Raw genomic sequence first — 18,856 nt, forward strand, 5'->3', positions numbered from 1 at the left:
TTCTGCGGGCCACGCCCTTCACCCCTTCACGCCGCTTCATACGGCGCGGACAGCTCGCTCCAGCCCCTGTCCTGGGTGCAGGCGGGTGAGAAAGTCCCCTACCGGCAGGCACAGGATGTCGCGCACGGCAAGCCGCTCCGTGCCACGGTACAGAAGCACGCGGCGCGCGTCCGGGTATTCTGTGCCGAAGGCCGCCAGACCTCGCAGGTCCTCGGGCCGTATGCGGTCGGAGTTCTTCACCTCGAACGCCCAGATCCCGTCCGCGCCGTAGAGCACGAAGTCCACTTCCACTCCGGAGCGCGTGCGCCAGTAGTAGAGTCGGGCGTCGACTCCGGAATATGCCAGCCACGCCCGAAGGTGCTGTGCAACGAGCCCCTCAAGCGCGGGGCCGCCGATCTCCTCGGGCCGGTCGAACGGGCCTGCCGGTCGCAGGCTCCTGAAGATGCCGCAGTCGAAGTAGAAGAACCTGGGGTGCGCCGCGAGCCGGCGTTTGGCACGCCGGGTGAACACGGGCAGGCGGAAGGCGAGCAGGAGATCCTCGAGCAGCTCCAGGTATCCTGCGACGGTCGTTCGGCTCGTCTCGCACTCGCGCGCGACCGCGCTCACGTTGAGCGTCGTACCGTGCGAAAAGGCCGCCGCCTCCAGGAAGCGCGAGAAGCTGCCGACGTCGCGGGCCAGTCCCTCCGCGCGCACTTCCTGCTCGAGATAGAGCGCCGCATAGGCAGCGAGTGCCGACTCCGGATCCTGCGAGGAGAAGACCGCGGGAACGGTTCCGAGCCTCAGACACGTCTCGAGATCGAAGCGGCGTCCCGCTTCGCCGGCGACCTCCCCCGCCGTCATTTCCCCGGCCATGAAGGGATGCATGGAGCGCATTGCGGCGCGGCCCGCCAGGAGGTTCACGCCGCCGCGCCGAAGCTTGCGGGCGCTCGAACCCGTGAGGACGAACCGATATCCTCGCGCGGACTCCATGAGGTCATGGACGACGTTCAGCAGTTCCGGGACGCGCTGGATCTCATCGATGACCACGTCGCTTCTCGCCGGAGTTGCCAGCACCAGTTCGCGCAGACGTTCGGGACGGGCGGCCAGCCGGCGATACTCCTCCGGCTTCAGAAGGTCCACTACGAGAGCGTCCGGCAGCGTCGAGGCCAACCAGGTGGTCTTGCCGGTCCCGCGCGGGCCGAAGAGGAAGAAGCTGCTCCGCGGAAGCGCGAGGAATCGCGGCAGTGTCGTCATAATGCGCGTCAAAATGACGATAGAACCGTCATTTTGTCAACGTGTGCGTGCACGGGAGAGGCAGTAGAAGGAGGGGGAACGCGCGAAAGCCGCCGACGCTCCGCATGGGCTACCGGCGGCCGGCGGGTACCAGTCGCACGATGCCGGTCGGGGGGCCGTCCACGTCCCGCGTCTCCCCGTCGATGGCGAGGTAGATGAACCCGTCGGGTCCCTGGCGGACGTCGCGGATGCGGCCGATCCCCTCCAGCAGGGTCTCTTCGTGGGTCACCTCGCGGCCCTCCATCCGCAGCCGGGCGAGGCGCCGCCCGCTGAGGCCGCCGACGAGCATGTCGCCGCGCCACTCGGGGAACGCGTCCCCCGTGTAGAAGAGCATCCCGGAGACGCCGATGGAGGGGACCCAGATGTGCTCCGGCGGCTCCATCTCCTCCATGAGGGTCCCCGAGTGGATGCGCGAGCCCGTGCGGTAGTTCACGCCGTACCCGACGACGGGCCAGCCGTAGTTGAGCCCCGGCTCGATCAGGTTCAGTTCGTCGCCGCCCTGCGGGCCGTGCTCGTTCTGCCACAGGTCGCCCGTCTCCGGATGGACCGCCATCCCCTGCGCGTTCCGGTGACCCCACGTCCAGATCTCGGGGTGGATCTCCTCGTCGCCCACGAAGCCCGCGAACGGGTTGTCCTCGGGTACGCGTCCGTCGTCGTGGATGCGGATCGTGCTGCCGTTGTGGTTCGAAAGGTTCTGGGCGGGGTGCGCCTCCAGTTCGCCCGCCGGGGGCCACTGCCGGTCGCCCAGCGTCATGAACAGGTAGCCGTCGTGGTCGAAGACGAGCCGCCCGCCCCACATCGAGCTGCGCTCCGTCCCGTTCCCGGGCGCGTCCGCGTGGAACAGTTCCTCGACGTCGCTCAGGCGGTCGTCCTCGAAGCGGCCGCGGGCGATCGCGATCGTGCCCAGCGAATCGGGCCCCGGCTTCACGTAGCTCAGGTAGAGGAGCCGGTTCGTCGCGAAATCCGGGTGCAGGATCGCGTCGCGCAGACCCGCCTGCTCGAAGCCGGCCATCGAACGGGCGCCGCGCCCGAGCGCCCGGATCGGTGGCAGGCCCTCCACGGAGTCCGGGAGCAGGACGCCGTCGCGGATGATGCGGAGCCGGCCGGGACGTTCCGTCACGAGGAGGTCGCCCTCGGGCGTGAAGGCGATCGAGAACGGGCGCACGAGCCCGTCCGCCACTTCCTCGACCCGGAAGTCGTGCAGCGCGGTCTGGATAACACCGCCGTCGTCACCCGCCGGCTCTCGGCCACCAGGGGCGCACGCGGCGACGGCCAAGAGCAATACGACGAGGAAGCGGGAGGCGCGGGGATGGTTCATCCGGGGATCGTCCGTCCGTGTCTGGGGAGTCATTTGAAGAGTTCGGCGTGGGAGCCAGCGCGAACAAAGTTGATGGAGCCACTCGGCTTCGGCGAATCATCGACCTGGTAGATCAGAAGGAAATCTCCGCCGACATGGCACTCGCGGTGATTCGCCCAAGCGCCTTTCAGCGCGTGATCCCTCCGTTCCGGACCCAGCGGGGCGTCGTTGGCGATGAGGTCGAGCATGACCGCCTTGAGTCGATTCAGATCGTATCGGCCGGAACGCGAGAGACGCTCCCAGTCCTTGAGGAACCCCCGCGTAAAATCGACGCGGCGCGGCGGGCGCGCCCGCTTACGGGCTGCCGGCTTCTTCAAGCTCGGCAAACATCTCGTCCGCGCTGGCGAATCTGGCCGTCCCCCGCCTCATCATTTCCTCCGATTCGGCCATCGCCCGTCGGGTCTCGGTGTTCGGCACCTTCAGTTCAAGGGGGAAGGCCTGATCGACCGCGATTCGGTGGAAGAACAGCCGCACCGCCTCCGAGGCCGTTAGCCCCATGGCCGCGAGTGCCGCCGTCGCCTTCCGCTTCATCTCCGTATCCATCCGGACATGGAGCATCGAACTGTTCGTCTTCATCCGAACCTCCCGTATCTCAATTGCGATGCAAGTTGGCTTTGCTGCCTCATCCGGTCAACTCGGGGGGCCGGCGGCGGGATCGTCCGTCCGTGTCTGGGGAGTCATTCGGTCTCTATACTTATGGCGTCCCACAGGAGCCTGACAGGAGGCAGACATGTTTCGCGCCAACGCGGCCACATCTGCGGTCACATCGATTCCCGCCCTTCGTCTCGCCTTTCGTTCCGCCCTTCGCCCCGCCTTCTTCGCGACCGCCGCAGCCCTCATGGTCGGTTGCGCGGCGGATGGCGGTGGAGACGCGACCGAGGGAGGCGGAGTCGCCACCGGCGCGGTCGCCTACGAGGGGGCGCGCGTGATCGCGGGCGACGGTTCGGTCATCGAGTCCGGTGTATTCGTAGTTGAAGCGGGACAGTTTGCCGCGGTCGGGGCGAGCGGGGAGGTCGAGGTGCCGGGCGGCGCGCAGCGGGTGGACCTGTCCGGCAAGACGGTCATGCCCGCGATCGTGAACGCGCACCTCCACCTTTCCTCCGAGCGCGACGAGCGGATCGAGCAACTCCAGCACATGGCGTACTACGGGGCGGGGGCCGTCGTGAGCCTCGGCACCGAGACCGGCGGCATCGGAATCGAGATGCGCGACGAAGTCATCCCGGACGCGGCGCGCGCGAAGACGGCCGACCGCGGGATCACCACGGCCGAGCCCGGCCGTTCCGATGCCCCCTACTGGATCGCGACGGAGGAAGAGGGGCGGGCTGCGGTCCGCGAACTGGCGGAGCGGCAGGCCGACATCGTGAAGATTTGGGTCGATAACCGCGGAGGGCGCTACGAGCAGCTCTCCTCGGAACTTTACGGCGCGATCATCGACGAGGCGCACCGGCACGGGCTCATGGTCACCGCCCACATCTTCTACTTGGAGGACGCCAAGGAACTCCTGCGCGCAGGCGTGGACGTGTTCGCGCACGGCGTGCGGGATCTCGACGCGGATGACGAACTCATGGAACTGTGGGCCGAGCGTCCGGAGGTCGTCCTCGTCCCCAACCTCCCCGGGCCGGGAGTGGCGCTCGACCTGAGTTGGCTCAGCGGCACCGTGCCCGCCGACCGGCTGGTCGAGATGCAGGCGGCGTCCGTGGACAATCCCGGTGCGCAGGAGTTCTTCGGCATCCAGGCGCGGAATCTCGCCCGCTTCGCCGAGGCCGGCATCAGGATCTCGTTCGGCACCGATGGCAACGCTGCCTGGGCCGTGCACCAGGAGATGGAGGACATGGTCCGCGCCGGTTTGAGCCCGGGCGACGTCATCGTGGCGGCGACGAAGACCTCCGCCGATCTGATGAACTGGGACGACCTCGGCGAGATCGCGGCCGGGAAGAGCGCCGACTTCATCGTGCTGGACGCGAACCCGCTCGACGACATCACGAACACGCGCCGGATCGACGCCGTCTACCTGCGTGGAGACATGGTCGACCGGGAGGGGATCAGCGCCCGCCTGCTCGCGGCCGGGACCGAGTGATTGAACTTCGGCCGGTGACCCTCGAGGGGCACGGCGTCCGTCTCGAGCCCATGGGCCTCGAACACGCCGACGCGCTCGCCGAGGCCGCCGCGGACGGGGAGTTGTGGAACCTCTTCTTCACCTTCGTCCCGGCCCGGGAGGAAGTGACCGACTACATCGAGACCGCGCTCGAGGGCCAGGCCACCGGCCACATGCTGCCGTGGGTCGTCCGGCTCGCGGACACCGGCGCCGTGATCGGCTCCACCCGCTACCACGACATCCTGCCGCAGGTTGATCGGGTCGAGATCGGCTACACCTGGTACGGCGCGAGCCACCAGCGCACGCACGTCAACACCGCGTGCAAGATCCTCCTCATGACGCACGCTTTCGAGACGGTGGGGTGCGGCGTGGTGGGACTGCGCACGGACGGCATGAACCTGCGCTCGCAACGGGCCATCGAGGCGCTCGGCGCGAAGAAGGACGGCGTCATCCGCAACCACTCCCTGCGCCGCGACGGAAGCGTGCGCGACGACGCGATGTACTCCGTCCTCCTCCACGAATGGCCCGGAATCAAGCGCCACCTCGAAACCCGCCTCTGGCGCCACCGCTGACGGCGGCTGACGACCCGCCCTTCGCGGGTGACGTCAGCCGCCTGCGCCGGGCTACATGCCGAGGGAGATGTCGACCTGCGTGTTCTCCCATGAGAGGCGGAGGGCGCCGTCCACCTGCTCGAAGGTCATCATCTCCACCATGCCGGCTGTCGCCGAGGGCGTCGCCATGAAGCTGCCCACCTCGGTGCTCTGGACGGCGGCATCGATCGGGATCCCCCAGCGGTCGTATTCCGAGTTCACGTGGAACGTCCATTCCGTCTCGCCGGGCGTGGCGTAGAGCGAATAACTCCCCGCCTCGAGCGCGACACCGCCGACCGTGGCGGCGGCCGAGAGGTGGAGCGCGGTCGCCTCGTTCGCCCCCAGACGCCAGACCTCCCCGTAGGGAACCAGCTCGCCCATTACGACGCGCTCGCGGGCCGAAGGCGCGCCGTAGCAGAGGAGACCTTCACCCCCGTCGTACGAGAAGCTCAGCTCCTGGAGCGGGCTCGCCCGGCCTTCCACATCGCCCATGACGACGCAGGCCAGCCCCGCGTCCGTCATGTCCATTTCGGCCATGGCTTCGGTCTCCGCCATCTCCGTCTCCGCCATCTCCACCTCGCCAGCCTCGGATCCTCCGCCGCATCCCGCGACCAGAAGAACGGCGAGGTACCACGCGCTGCTTCGCTTCATTTTGTCACCTCCATGGATTGCTTTTCTCGAACCCTATTTTGTCCAAACCACGACGAGACCGCACCGGGAAGCCGGGAACTCCGCCGGACCGGACGACAGCCCCTTGTATATCTCTATGCCTGCGATCTCGTTCGGTCTCACGACGTCGTCCAGCGCGATCCCTCTCGTCGGCAGACCATCGACGTAGAAACTCAGCGTACAGGCGCCCGCGGCCCCTGACGAATACCTCGTGTTCACCAGCCTGCAGTCGGCACGCCGGAAGTTGCACTCGAGCCGGATGCCAGACTCGTCGGCGATCATGTGCGAGATCTCCACGGGCCGGCGACGATCGATGTCCTCCGCCGTGTAGAAGGTGCCCGTGCCGACGATTTCGCTCCAGAGCATGCGCTCGTAGAAGCCCTTGACCTCCAGCCGGCGAGACCTCGTCACGGTCGCGACGATCGGCTCCATCTCCACGGGATCGGGGACCATGCCGATCTCCACCTCCGTGGTCAGGCCGGGTGAAACCTCGAGCACGTAGGACAACGGAGCGTACCCGAGGTGCCGCACGTCGAGTACCTGCGGGCCGACCGGAACGCCGCTGAGGACGAAGCGCCCCCGGCGGTCGGTCTCGGCCACTCGCAGACGGTCGGGAACGGACACCGTGGCGGCCACTACCGGATCATCCGTGATGGCGTCGTGCACCCGGCCGATCAGCCTCCCGGTTCTGACTCGCCCCGAGCGCAGCATGAGCGTGATGTCGTGAGGCATGCCGGCGACGATCACGACGACCGCCTCTTCGCTGGAGAAGTTCCCGTGCTCCGACCACAGCGTGGCCTGGGTCGCATCCCGCGGAGCGCAGAGGACGAGGCGTCCGTCGGATCCGACAGCCTCGCGAACCGGCCTTCTCGCGCGCTCTGTCTCGGTCCACCGCACGACCACCACCGCGTTGGGGACCGCAGCCGTGCCGTCGTCGTCGACGACACGGACCCGCAAGCTCGCGCGGTCGTCGCACTCCGACGTCTGGGCCGAGAGAGGTCCGGCGCCCACGGCCAGACCGAACGCCGCAACGGCGCTCGGGGCGAACTGCCGCGCCGCCAACCGTGTCACCGACCTGGGATCAGAACTCGGGAATCTCCGCATCTCCCTTCAAGACTGGGATACGGACCCCCCGGCATCAAGCGAGGAGGAGAAAGCCTGTGGCGGCCAGTCCCGCGGCGAAGAGGGCGTAGGGGAGTTGGGTCAGGGCGTGCTCGACGACGCCGCAGCCGCTGCCCCGGGCCGCGAGGACGGTCGAGTCGCCGTAGAAGCAGGTGTGGCTGCCGAACGCGCTGGCGGAGATGAGCGCTCCGATCACGAGCGGCATGTCCGCCCCCACCGAATCGGCGAGCGGCAGCACGATGGGGATCGCCACCGCGAAGATGCCCCAGAACGACGCGGTGGCGAAGGCGACGAGCGACATCGTGAGGAAGGTGACGGCGGGGAGGAGCCACGGCGTCATCAGCGGCTCGACCGTCTCGATGAGGTAGGCGGTGAGTCCGAGGCCGTCGTTCACCTCCTTGAGGAGGAAGCCGCCGAACACCGTCGCCAGGGGGACGATCATCGTGAGCACACCGGCCATGGTGGTGTCGAGCGCGGCGCGAACCGGGAGGAGCCTTGTGCCCACGACGATGGCGAGAGTGAGGGTGAGCGCCACGACGACGCCCTTCAGGATGTCGAGGTCGAACCACCAGGTGGCGGCCACGAGGGTGAGGACGGGGACGATGAAGTGCCACGGTCGCGCGCGCTCGGCGGCGCGCGGATCGGTTTCGCCTTCGAGCCTTGCCTCTTCGAGGCCCGGGGGCACGACCCGCCCGGTCTCGCGGGCGCGACGCTCCGCCTTGCGCATGGGGCCGATGGCGGGGACGAGGCCGGTCCCGACGAGGAGCGCCAGAGCCACCGCGATCCAGGCGTAGAGCATGAACGGAATCGCGTCGATGTAGAGTGAGAGGCCGCGGCCCGCCGCCGCCCACCCCGTCTCTTCGAGCAGGCCGGAGAAAAAGGCGGCCCAGGTCGAGATCGGCACGAGGATGCAGACCGGCGCGGCGGTGGAGTCCACGATGTAGGCGAGCATCTCGCGCGACACGCGATGCCGGTCGGTGAACCGCTTCACGGAGGAGCTGACCGCGAGGACGTTCAGGTAGTCGTCGATGAAGACGGCGAGGCCGAGGAGCCACGTCGCGGCCAACGAGCCGCCGCGCGTCCGGATGCGCGCCGACACCGCGTCGCCGAAGCGGGCCGCCGCACCGACCCGGACGAGCAGCGTGATGAGGCTTCCGAAAAGCGCGCAGACGAGGATGATCCAGCCCACGGTCTCGTTCTGCATGACCGTGACCATGCCGTCGGTGAACGCGGTGAGCGGATCCCGGGGCGCGAGGATCAGGAACCCGACGAGCGCCCCGATGATGAGGGATTCCACGGGCCGGCGCGTCCAGACCGCAACGGCCAGTACGACGGCCGTCGGTATCAGGCTTACGACGCCGAAGTGCTCCAGCGGCAACTCCCTTCTCCGGAGGCGAGGTATCCAGCGATCATGGGTGCTTGCGGCATCCCTGCATCGGCTTAAGCCAATTGAAAATGCAATTTTGAATTGGCTTAAGCGTTTGCACGGACTGCAAACAAACCCCGTCGTGGAGCTGGGGGTCGGCCAATAACGTCCTTGTTACACATCGCTAGCCAAGGCGGACCTCGTCGCCGACCCGGACGGCGCCGGGCTCGGCCACCTCGCACTTCACGCCGACGTTCCCCTCGTTGTGGTCGAAGGCGGCGCGCAGCACCCGCGGGTCCTTCGGGAGGTCCCGCAGCGGGAGGGTGACCATGACGCAGCGCATGCACGGCTTCGTCACCCACAGGCGCGCCCCGCCGATCTCGAGCGTGCCGCCCACCCAGTCGTTTTCGACGAACCCCTCCGCCCCCGCCACGGGTTCGATCACGAGGTTGGGCCGGAAGCGGCCGACATCGAAATCGCTCCCCGGGACGAGCCCCCGCAGATGGTCGAGGCTCGCCGTCGTCAGGGCGTGGAGGCCGGAACTGTCGAAGAACGTCCCGGGCGGCAGCTCCCACTCGGTGATCTCGTCGCGGTACGTCCGCCCGCCCTGGACGAGCCCCTCCATGTCCGGCCAATGGTATTCGCACGTCGCGCCCCCGACCGCCTCCGTCGCGAACGCGACTTCGCGGCCCAGGAGCGCACTCAGGCGGGCCTCCAACCCCTCGCGGCGAGCGCTCGACAGCGTCGTCCCATCCTCGAACCGGACGCGGATCGACGCGGCTCCGTTCTCCCGTTCGAAGCTCGCGGAGAGGCCGTAGACCGCACCCCACATCCGCGGCCGCTTCGCGCTCACCACGCGCCCGGTCTCGCGGTCGACGAGCGCGCCGGTCCGGTCGCCCTCCATGCCGCGCACCGTGATTCGGGCGGCCTCGAGGCGCTCTCCCCCCATCGACTTCACGGGATAGCGGTACAGGCTCACGACGCGCCCCACCACCATGCCGCGCGGAGCCGCCGCTTCGTCCATGGCCGGGTGGGCGCTCACCGCACGAGCGACACGAGGTAGGCGAGGCCGGTCCCGCCGAGGAGGACGAGTCCCACCCAGGTCAGCGTCACCATGCCGCGGCCGGGCCGGTGCTCCGGCGGCACCGCCTCCGACGTCACGGCGCGGAGGTTGAAGTAGCCGAGGATGGGCGCGGTGAGGAACGCCACCGTCGTCGCGAAATCGACCATCGCGGTGAGGCTGCCGGAGAAGCCGAGGAGAATGAAGAAGGCGATGACGGGAAGCGTGATCATGCTCCCCCAGTACACGCGGCCCACGCGGGTCACGGTGTCCTCCGCGACGTGCCCCCGCAGGTTCGCGAGCGTGCGCTCGATCGCGCGCGGGAAGCCGTCGGTCACGGCGAGGAGGCTCGAGAAGATCGTCGCCATCGCCGCCACGAGGACGATGGGACGGGACCACGAACCCAGCGTCGTGCTGTACATGTCGACGAGTTGCGTGGAGAACACGGCCCCCGCGTCGCTGAGGGCGACGTCCGCCTGGTAGAGGACGGTGGCCCCCACCGACACGAAGATGAGGGCGAGGATGCCGGTGCCGACGAAGCCCACGAGGAAGTCGCGCTTCGCATCCGCGACCGAGGTCCGCGCGCCCGTGGTCTTGTCCTTGGCGAGCGTCCACAGGCTGCTCCACACCGCGACATCGACGGGCGACGGCATCCACCCGATGAGGGCGAGCAGGAAGGCGAAGGGGACGACGGTGCCGACGACGTCGCCCGGCCAGATGGCCAGCGTCGAGAGGTCGGCGCGCGGGGCGGCCACGAGCGCGGTCGCCACGGTCGAGAGGACGAGCATCGCGAGCAGGATCTTGATCGTGATGTCGAGGCCGCGGAAGCGCCCCACGGCGAGCACCGCCACGCAGGCGCCCATCAGCACGGCCCCCGTCGCCGCCAGCGGCCACTCGGCGCCGAAGGCGTAGCGCGTGAGGAAGGCCATGAACATCGCCAGCGCGGCCAGCGAGATGATCGCGGTCACGAGGGTGATGGCGAGAAAGAGCCACAGCGCCCAGGTGCCGATGTCGCGGTAGCCCTCGACCAGGCTCCGCCGGGTGGCCGCGGCGTAGCGCGCCCCGTACTCGAAGAAGGGATACTTGAGGACGAGCGCGAAGACGATCACGCCGACGAAGGCGAACCCGGCCTCCCCCCCCGCGCGGGTGGACTGCACGAGGTGAGAGACTCCGATGGAGGTCGCGGCCCAGATGAGCCCGGGGCCAAAGCTCCTCCAGAAGCTGGAGCGGGAACGCGCGGCGGGTTCGCTCATTGGGCTTCCTCCGGCCGGACGTGGGCGGCGGGGCCTGGCAGCCCGGTCTCGGCACCCGCTGCCAGGATCGGATGGGCCTGAGGATGCGCCATCGCCGCCCCGGCGTGCAACGCATCGTGCAACCCTGCGGCGATCGTGCGATAGTGAGTCGACGGCCGCCCGTTCCCCGTACCCGGAGATGTGCCCGTGCTATCCACGCTCGCGCTCGCTGCCGCGATCCAGCTGCCCGCCCAGGCGCAGGAACTCGTGCCCGGAACGCGCTACGACCCCGACATCCCGACGCTCGAAGAGGTGGCGGGACACGGCTTCCGCGAGGTCGTCACGCCGCCGGACGACGTGATCCGGTACATCGAAGCGCTCGCCGCGGCGGCGCCGGAGCGGACGCGTCTGATCCAGTACGCGGAGAGCTGGGAGGGGCGGCCGCTCGTCGTCCTCGTCATCGGTTCGGCGGAACGCATGGCGCGGCTCGACGAGGTCAAGGCCGGGATCGCGCGGCTCGCGGATCCCCGCCGCCTCTCCGACGAGGAGGCGGAGGCGCTGCTGGCCGAGCTTCCGGTCGTCACCGCGCTGATGCACTCGATTCACGGCGACGAGATCAGCCCCAGCGGCGCGGCAATGGCCGAAGCCTATCACCTGCTCGCGGCGACGGGGGATCCGGACGTCGACCTCATCCTCTCGGAGTCGCTCGTCCTCATCGATCCCCTCGAGAACCCGGACGGGCGGAACCGCTTCGTGTACCAGAACTCGGTCGCGCAGGCGCGCTGGCCGGACGAGGCCCGCGTCTCCGCCGAGCACGACCCGCCGTGGCCCGGCGGCCGCGGCAACCACTACCTGTTCGACCTCAACCGGGACCTCTTCATCCAGAGCCAGGTCGAGACCCGGGGGAAGGTGGACGTCTTTCTCGAATTCCGGCCCCACATTGTCGCGGACCTGCACGAGATGGGAGGGGACGCGACCTACTTCTTCCCGCCGACGGCGCCGCCCTCCAACCCCTGGTTCGGGGAGCGGCAGGTTGCGCTCATGGACGTGTTCGGGGAGGCGATCGCGGCGCGCTTCGACGCACGCGGGTTCGCGTACTTCAACCGGGACGTGTACGACCTCTTCTATCCGGGGTACGTGGACATGTGGCCGATGGGTTACGGCGCGCTCGGAATGACGTACGAGCAGGCGGGTTCGGGGGGCCTCAGGCTCCGGCAGTCGGATGACGATCTGCTCACCTACGGCGACGGCGTGCTGCACCACTTCACGGCGGGGATCGAGACCGCGCTCACGGCCGCGCGGAACCGGGACCGGATCCTGCGGGACTACCTGGCGTACCTGCGCGAGGGGATCGCGCTCGGAGAGCGGGGGCCGGCCGAGATCGTGCTGCACTCGGCGCACGACCCGGGGATGGCGGAGCGGCTCGCCCTCATGCTCGTCGAGAACGGGATCGAGGTGTTTCGTGCCGCCGGTCCGGTGACGGCCGACGACCGGACGCTGCCCGCCGCTTCGAGCTTCATCGTGCCGCTCGACCAGCCCGCGCACCGCCTCATTCACAACCTGCTCGACGCGCACGTTCCGATGGAGGAGGAGTTCGTGCAGCGGCAGATCGAGCGCCGCGCGAACCGGCAGCCGGACGAGATCTACGACCTGACGGCGTGGAGCCAGCCGCTGCTCTGGGACGTGGAGGCGATCGAGACCGCGGCGACGGGGGCACGGGGCGCGGCGTTGACCGCGAGCGACGCCGCCGCGCGTCCGGAGGTGGCCGGCGACGCGGGCGGAGTCGAGTCCGCCGACCCGCTGCCCGAGGCGCTCGTCGGTTACCTCGTCCCGTGGGGCACGAACGGGGCCGCGGCGGTCGCCGAGGCGCTGCGCGAGGGCCTCCGCGTCCGGGCCGCCGGTGCGGAGTTCACGCTGGACGGCCGCCGCTTCGGCGTCGGCACCGCCATCCTCCGGTCAGCCGAAAACGGCCCGGATCTGCGCCACCGCCTGGCCGGCATCGCCGCCCGGCACCGCGCCGAGGTCGTGCCCATCGACGACGCGTACGTGCGCGAGGGCATGTCGCTCGGCAGCCGTTACGTCCGGGCGCTGCGCGAGCCGCGCGTGCTCCTCGTCTACGACGCCCCGGGCGGGAGCTACTCCGTGGGCTGGACGCGCTACGTCCTCGAGCGGCGCTACGGCCAGCGCGCGACGGCCGTGCGGGCGTCCAGCCTCGGCCGGGCGCGGCTCTCCGACTACGACGTGGTCGTGTTCCCGAGCGGCAACTACGGATCCGCGGTCGGCGAGGGGATGCTGGACCGTCTCCGCGCCTGGATGCGCGATGGCGGCACGCTGATCACGATGGCGGAGTCATCCCGCTGGGCCTCGCGGGCGGGGCTCCTCGCCACCGACACCGAGCGCCGGGGCGGCCGCGCCGAGGGCGACGACCCGCCGGAGCCCGAAACCCCCGAGCAACCCATCGAGTACCTCGATGCGATCTCTCCCGCAGACGAATCGCCGGAGGGCGTGCCCGGCGCGATCCTGCGCACGCTGCTCGACACGGAACACTGGCTCGCCGCCGGCACCGATGGCGAGATCGGCGTCCTCGTCACGGGCTCCCGCGTCTTCCGTCCGGTCACGCTCGACGAGGGCACGAACGTGGGACGCTACGCCGACCTCGAGGATCTCGTCCTGAGCGGCATCGTGTGGGAGGAGTCGCGCCCGCAACTGGCGAGCAAGGCCTTCCTCATCCACCAACCCGTCGGCCGCGGCCAGCTCGTCGCCTTCGCCGAAGACCCGAACTACCGCGCCTACACCGAGGCGACGCAACTCCTGTTCATGAACGCCGTCCTCCTCGGCCCCGGCCGCTAGGGCTCGCGGGTCTTCCTCCGAGCCGGAAATTGCAAAACCACGACCACAGACGTTGCAGATCGCCAAACGGGCCCGTCGCCGGGGCGCGAAAACGCCCCGGCCGGCCCGATTTGATCGTCAGGAGCTGGCGTCGTCGGAGACGGCGCGGGTGGTGTCGTCGTCGTGCGTGCCGAACTTCTCGAACCAGGTGCGCAGGAAGAGCTGCGTGCGCAGGAAGTTCGACGGCGTGCTGCTCGTCCCGTGCCACTCGTTGCGGAAGCGGATCATCGCCGTCGGCACCCGCTCCATCTTGAGCGCCTGGTAGTACTCCTCCGTCTGCGGCATCGGCGTCCGCAGGTCCATCTCCCCCGTCATGAGCATGGTCGGCGTCGTCACGTTGCCCACGTACATGAGCGGCGAGCGGCGCAGGTGCTCGGAGGGATCGTCCCACGGGAAGTGCTCGAAGTTGCGGTACCAGCCGGGGCCGTCCGTCGTCCCCACGAAGGAGAGCCAGTTCGTGACCGGGCAGTTCGCCGAGGCGGCCCGGAAGCGGTCGGTGTGGCCGACGACCCATGAGGTGAGCACGCCGCCGCCGGAGCAGCCGTACACGAACATGTTGTCCTCGTCGACGTAGCCGCGCTCGATGACCTCGTCCACGCCCGCCATCAGGTCATCGAAATCCTGCGACGGATAGGCGTTCTTGATCGCGTTCCCGAAGTCCGTCCCGTACCCGGAGCTGCCGCGCGGGTTGGTGTAGACGACGACGTAGCCGTTCGCGGCGTGCTCCTGCCAGCCGAAGTTGAACCCGGTGTTGTACATCCCGTGCGGTCCGCCGTGGATCGACAGGATGAGCGGATACTTCTTCGACGGATCGAAGTCGGGCGGCTTCACGATCCAGCCCTGGATGTCCCAGTCGCCCACCGACTTGTACCAGATCTCCTCGACCTCGCCGAGCGTGACGCCCGCCAACACGTCGTCGTTCACGTTCGTGAGCTGCATGACGTTGCCGCCGTCGTCGAGATCGAAGGAGACGACGTCGCCGGGACCGTGCGGCTCGGTCAGCGTGCCCATCGCCTTCCCGTCGTCCGTGAAGGAGCTGAGGCTGAGGAGGTGGTTGCCGCTCGTCACCTGCGTCACGCCGCCATCCACGGAGGCGAAGTGCAGGTTGCGCGTGCCCTCGCGGTTCACGTTGAAGTAGACGCCGCTCCCGTCGGGCGCCCACATGAGCTGCGGGCTCCCCCGCATGCCGCGGTCGAAGTCGCCCGAAATCTGACGCACGCCGGAGCCGTCCGGGTTCATCACGTAGAGGTGGGAGTTCCGGTAGGTGTCGTCGTTCCAGTCCTGTCCGGAATAGGCGACGAGGCTGCCGTCGGGCGAGGGATAGGCGCCCCCGTCCGGCCCGTGCCGCGTCGTGAGCTGCCGGATCGCGCCCGAGGCGACGTTCACCGCGTAGATCTCGGACTCGCGCCAGTTGTACTCGGAGTCCTCCTCCCGCAGCGACGAGAAGTAGATCTCGGTCCCGTCCGCGCTCCACTGGGGGTTGCCGTGGTTCCACATGCCGTCGGTGAGCTGCCGCGGCGTGCCGCCATCGGCCGGGACGACGAAGACGTGGGAGTGGCCCTGGTCGACGTATCCGCGGCGGTCCTGACGGTAGTCCATGCGGGTGACGATCTTCGGGCCTTCCGTCCACTTCGCGCCGTCCGGGCGGCTCGGCAGGTCGATCGGCCAGCTCTCCTCGTCCTCGACCAGCATCGTGAACGCGATGTGCGTGCCGTCCGGCGACCAGCGCAGGCTGCCGGGCGAGTGCTCCAGCCGCGTGATCTGGGTCGTCGCGCCCTCCGCGTCCATCCAGCGCACGAAGATCTGCGAGCCCTCCGGCTCACCCGACGCCGTGAAGGCGATGCGCGTGCCGTCCGGGGACCAGATCGCGCCGGACCCGTCGATCAGCTCCCGCTTGCGGGTGCCGTCGGCGTTCATGATGTAGAGCGTGGACTCCCAGCGGTCGTTGATCTGGTCGATCCAGCCGCGCGTGTAGACGACGTGGCGGCCGTCCGGGGAGATCTGGGGATTGGATACCCGTTCCCAGTCCATGTACATGTCGAGGGAGAGGGTTTTCATCCCGTCGCCGTTCTGGGCCGAAACCGGCGCGGAGTCGGCCAGGCCGAAGAACGAGAGGAGAACGAGACTCGCAAGAGCGATGCGGGCGGCGCGATACATGATGACCTCCTGCCGAAAGCGGGATATGTGCAGATCTGCAACGTACACGGGGGAATGTGGGGAAGGAAACCATCGGGGCGGCGCGGACGCCGGCGTGCGTGCCGGCGTGGTGCCGGCGCGGGCGCTGGCGTCTCCGCCCGGTGGGAACGCAGCTTGCATGCGATGGTCGTCTGCATGTGTCATCGATGACAGGACGGAATTTCGGGAGAGGGATCTCATGAATCGGCGAATTCTTTTGGTGGCAGCGGGGCTGGCGCTGGCGGGTCCGGCGGTCGTGGGCGCGCAGCAGTTCGGCGGTGCGCTGGCCTTGAGCGGCGACCAGGTGCTGGTGGGCGAGGCGGGCAACGGCACGATGTCCGGCATCGTGTGGATCTACGGCCGCACGGCCTCGGGCTGGGCGGAGACGGGGCGGGTCACGGTCTCCGACGAAGTGCGCGTCCCGGATGGGTTCGGCCGCGCGATCGCCACGCGGGGGAACTGGCTGTGGGCGGGCGCGCCGCTCGAAGCGGACGGGGCCGGCGCGGTGTACGTGTTCCTCGCGGACGGAGCGGGGGGCTGGGAGCAGGTCGACCGGCTCGATGCGCCGGAGGGCGCGGCGGCCTTCGGGAGCGCGATCGCCCTGGCCGAGGGCGTCGCGATCGTGTCCTCCCCCGGAGCGGACGACGGACGAGGGGCGGTGTTCTCGTATACGCTCGACTCTGACGGGACCGCATCCGCGGGCATGGCGCTGCGGCGGAGGGAGAACGTGGCGACCGAGGGATTCGGCGCAGCGCTGGCCTTCGACGGCGAGACGCTGCTGGTCGGCACGCGGGACGCGGGTGACGCGCCGCCGGTCGTGTTCGCGTTCGAGCGCGACGGTGCGGGGGCGTGGATGGCCGAGGGCACGCTCGAGGCCGCGTCGCTGCCGGAGCGCAGCGGCTACGGCGCCTCGCTCGCCGTTCGGGACGGCTTCGCCCTCGTGGGCGCTCCGAGGCTCAGGGAGAGCGGCGGGGCGGTGTTCGCCTTCTCTCGCGGGGCGGACGGCTGGGCGATGGAAGCCCGCCTCGGCCCGCTCCTGCCCGAACCCAACGCGCAGTTCGGGTCCTCCCTCGGCTTCGACGGCAACGACATCCTCATCGGGGCTTCGGGCAGCGGCATGGGCGCCGGCACCCTGTATGCCTACCGGCGCGATGCGGCCGGGGAGTGGAGCGACGCGTCCATCCTCCTTCGGTCTCCTCTGGGCGACCGCTCCGGTTTCTCCGGCGCGGCCCACGTCTCCGGCGACCACCTCGTCGTCGGCGCGACCGGCATGGATTCCGGGGCGGGCGCCGCCGTCGTCTACGAGCGCTCGGCCGCCGGCACCTGGGAGGAGGGCGGCACGCTCGTCAACGACTACCGCGGCTTCCCCGCGATCGCCGGCGAGGAGATCGAGTGCAGCGAGGGGCACGCGGATGTGTTCGAGTGCCGGGACGTGAACATCACCGCCTTCATGCCGATCAAGGATCTCGGCGGCACCCGGGCCACGCGCGTCAACGACATCTGGGGCTGGACCGACCCGGAGACGGGGCGCGAGATCGCGATCGTCGGCCGTACGGACGGCACGTCGTTCGTCGACGTCAGCGACCCGTACCACCCGCGCTTCCTCGGCGACCTGCCCGCCACCGAGGGGTCGCGGCACATGATCTGGCGCGACATCAAGGTGTACCGCGACCACGCCTACATCGTCGCGGACGCGGCGCTCGAGCACGGCGTGCAGGTGTTCGACCTCCGGCAGCTGCGCGACGTGGGGGCGGAACCCGTGACCTTCGGGGAGACGTTCCTCTATGACGGGATTCACTCGGCCCACAACATCGTCATCAACGAGGAGACCGGCTTCGCCTATGCCGTCGGGAACAGCGGCGGAGGCGAAACCTGCGGCGGCGGCCTCCACATGATCGATCTCTCGGAGCCGGCCCAGCCCGTCTTCGCCGGCTGCTTCGCGCAGGAGGGGACGGGACGCCGGGGCACGGGTTACGTGCACGATGCGCAGTGCGTCATCTACCGCGGCCCCGACACCGAACACGCGGGCAAGGAGATCTGCCTGGGTTCGAACGAGACGGCGTTCAACATCGCGGACGTGAGCGACAAGGACGCGCCGGTCGGTCTCGCCACGATCGACTATCCGAACGTCGCGTACGCGCACCAGGGCTGGCTCACCGACGACCACCGCTACTTCTACATGAACGACGAGGGGGATGAGCCGCAGGGTCTTGTGGAGGGGACGCGCACGCTGGTGTGGGATGTGACGGACCTCGACGATCCGATTCTCGTCACCGAGTACATCGCGGAGACGACGGCCACCGATCACAACCTCTACGTTGTCGGCGACCTCATGTACCAGTCGAACTACTCCGCCGGCTTCCGCGTCCTCGACATTTCGGACCCGGAGAACCCGGTCGAGATCGGCTTCTTCGACACCTCGCCCTACCAGGGGGGCGCGTCGTGGAGCAACTACCCCTACTTCGAGAGCGGGACGATCGCGGTGACGGGGACGGGTGACGGGCTCTTCCTGCTCAAGAACATGGCGAGACCCCGCCTCGTGCCGTGAACCAGGCGGCTGGAACCGGCGACCGGAGCCCCCGGACCGACGACCCGGGTCCGGAGGGCCCCGTCGTCCTCTTCGACGGCGTCTGCAACCTGTGTGCGGGCGCCGTCCGCTTCATCATCCCGCGGGACAGGCGGGGCCGCTTCCGTTTTGCCGCGCTCCAGTCCCATGCCGCCCGGAGGATTCTCGCAAGCGCCGGCGCGCCGCGACCGAAAGCGGGAGAACCGCCCGCATCCCTGATGCTCGTCGCGAACGGACGCACCCACGTGCGGAGCGGAGCCGCGCTTCGCATCGCGGCGGGACTCGACGGTGGATGGCCGCTGCTCGCGGTCTTCCTGGTCATCCCCGCCCCGCTGCGCGATCTCGCCTACCGGTTCGTGGCCCGGAACCGCTACCGCTGGTTCGGGAAGGAGACGGCCTGCGAACTGCCCCGGAACGAGGAGAGCCGGCGATTCGTCGATGCTGAGGAGTAGGTCGTCAAACC

The 18,856-nt window shown here is 69.2% G+C and carries 15 protein-coding genes; 5 read left to right on the forward strand and 10 right to left on the reverse strand.

The annotated features are described in order from the left end of the window. Positions 1 to 36 precede the first annotated feature (36 nt). From RN729_RS06000 to RN729_RS06015, 4 genes are all read right to left on the reverse strand, one after another. Positions 37 to 1,233 carry an AAA family ATPase gene (locus tag RN729_RS06000; RefSeq protein WP_310782772.1) on the reverse strand — a complete coding sequence of 399 codons (1,197 nt, stop codon included), beginning with the start codon at positions 1,231 to 1,233 and terminating at the stop codon, positions 37 to 39. Positions 1,234 to 1,342: 109 nt separating this feature from the next. Further along, complete coding sequence (locus RN729_RS06005) at positions 1,343 to 2,590, reverse strand: PQQ-dependent sugar dehydrogenase (protein ID WP_310782773.1); 1,248 nt, start codon at positions 2,588 to 2,590, stop codon at positions 1,343 to 1,345. 29 nt (positions 2,591 to 2,619) lie between these two features. Next, positions 2,620 to 2,955, reverse strand: a complete 336-nt coding sequence (locus tag RN729_RS06010) for a type II toxin-antitoxin system YafQ family toxin (protein ID WP_310782774.1) — start codon at positions 2,953 to 2,955, stop codon at positions 2,620 to 2,622. After that, on the reverse strand, positions 2,924 to 3,205 hold the full coding sequence (locus tag RN729_RS06015; RefSeq protein WP_310775110.1) for a type II toxin-antitoxin system RelB/DinJ family antitoxin: 282 nt from the start codon (positions 3,203 to 3,205) through the stop codon (positions 2,924 to 2,926). Before RN729_RS06015 ends, RN729_RS06010 begins: the two co-directional genes overlap by 32 nt. Before the next feature lie 154 nt (positions 3,206 to 3,359). Here RN729_RS06015 and RN729_RS06020 point away from each other — a divergent pair, with 154 nt between their 5' ends. Beyond that, entirely contained in the window at positions 3,360 to 4,706 is a 1,347-nt protein-coding gene (locus tag RN729_RS06020; protein WP_310782775.1) for an amidohydrolase family protein, read from the forward strand. Beyond that, positions 4,703 to 5,296 (forward strand): GNAT family protein, encoded by a 594-nt coding sequence (locus tag RN729_RS06025; RefSeq protein ID WP_310782776.1) that lies wholly within the window; start codon positions 4,703 to 4,705, stop codon positions 5,294 to 5,296. The genes RN729_RS06020 and RN729_RS06025 overlap by 4 nt, the downstream gene beginning before the upstream one ends. Before the next feature lie 51 nt (positions 5,297 to 5,347). Here RN729_RS06025 and RN729_RS06030 read toward each other — a convergent pair whose 3' ends face one another. The 5 genes from RN729_RS06030 to RN729_RS06050 form a co-directional block, all read right to left on the reverse strand. Continuing rightward, entirely contained in the window at positions 5,348 to 5,965 is a 618-nt protein-coding gene (locus RN729_RS06030; protein WP_310782777.1) for a DUF2911 domain-containing protein, read from the reverse strand. A 33-nt stretch (positions 5,966 to 5,998) separates the two neighbouring features. After that, positions 5,999 to 7,054 (reverse strand): carboxypeptidase regulatory-like domain-containing protein, encoded by a 1,056-nt coding sequence (locus tag RN729_RS06035; protein ID WP_310782778.1) that lies wholly within the window; start codon positions 7,052 to 7,054, stop codon positions 5,999 to 6,001. Positions 7,055 to 7,121: 67 nt separating this feature from the next. Beyond that, positions 7,122 to 8,477: a Na+/H+ antiporter NhaC family protein gene (locus RN729_RS06040; protein ID WP_343218904.1), complete on the reverse strand. Its 1,356-nt coding sequence runs from the start codon at positions 8,475 to 8,477 to the stop codon at positions 7,122 to 7,124. Positions 8,478 to 8,655: 178 nt separating this feature from the next. Beyond that, entirely contained in the window at positions 8,656 to 9,513 is an 858-nt protein-coding gene (locus RN729_RS06045; protein WP_310782780.1) for an MOSC domain-containing protein, read from the reverse strand. After that, positions 9,510 to 10,784 carry a hypothetical protein gene (locus tag RN729_RS06050; RefSeq protein WP_310782781.1) on the reverse strand — a complete coding sequence of 425 codons (1,275 nt, stop codon included), beginning with the start codon at positions 10,782 to 10,784 and terminating at the stop codon, positions 9,510 to 9,512. The genes RN729_RS06045 and RN729_RS06050 overlap by 4 nt, the downstream gene beginning before the upstream one ends. Positions 10,785 to 10,970: 186 nt before the next feature. Between RN729_RS06050 and RN729_RS06055 the strand changes: the two genes are divergently transcribed. Further along, a complete protein-coding gene (locus tag RN729_RS06055) occupies positions 10,971 to 13,613 on the forward strand; it encodes a M14 family zinc carboxypeptidase (protein ID WP_310782782.1) in 2,643 nt (880 codons plus the stop codon). 117 nt (positions 13,614 to 13,730) lie between these two features. Here the strand turns inward: RN729_RS06055 and RN729_RS06060 are convergent, their stop codons facing one another. Continuing rightward, on the reverse strand, positions 13,731 to 15,809 hold the full coding sequence (locus RN729_RS06060; RefSeq protein ID WP_310782783.1) for a S9 family peptidase: 2,079 nt from the start codon (positions 15,807 to 15,809) through the stop codon (positions 13,731 to 13,733). A 217-nt stretch (positions 15,810 to 16,026) separates the two neighbouring features. On the opposite strand from RN729_RS06060, the gene RN729_RS06065 reads away from it, so the two are divergent. After that, complete coding sequence (locus tag RN729_RS06065) at positions 16,027 to 18,375, forward strand: choice-of-anchor B family protein (RefSeq protein WP_310782784.1); 2,349 nt, start codon at positions 16,027 to 16,029, stop codon at positions 18,373 to 18,375. After that, a complete protein-coding gene (locus tag RN729_RS06070) occupies positions 18,372 to 18,845 on the forward strand; it encodes a thiol-disulfide oxidoreductase DCC family protein (RefSeq protein ID WP_310782785.1) in 474 nt (157 codons plus the stop codon). Before RN729_RS06065 ends, RN729_RS06070 begins: the two co-directional genes overlap by 4 nt. Positions 18,846 to 18,856: the final 11 nt, after the last annotated feature.

Source organism: Candidatus Palauibacter polyketidifaciens, from assembly GCF_947581785.1.
Taxonomy (GTDB): Bacteria; Gemmatimonadota; Gemmatimonadetes; order Palauibacterales; family Palauibacteraceae; genus Palauibacter; species Palauibacter polyketidifaciens.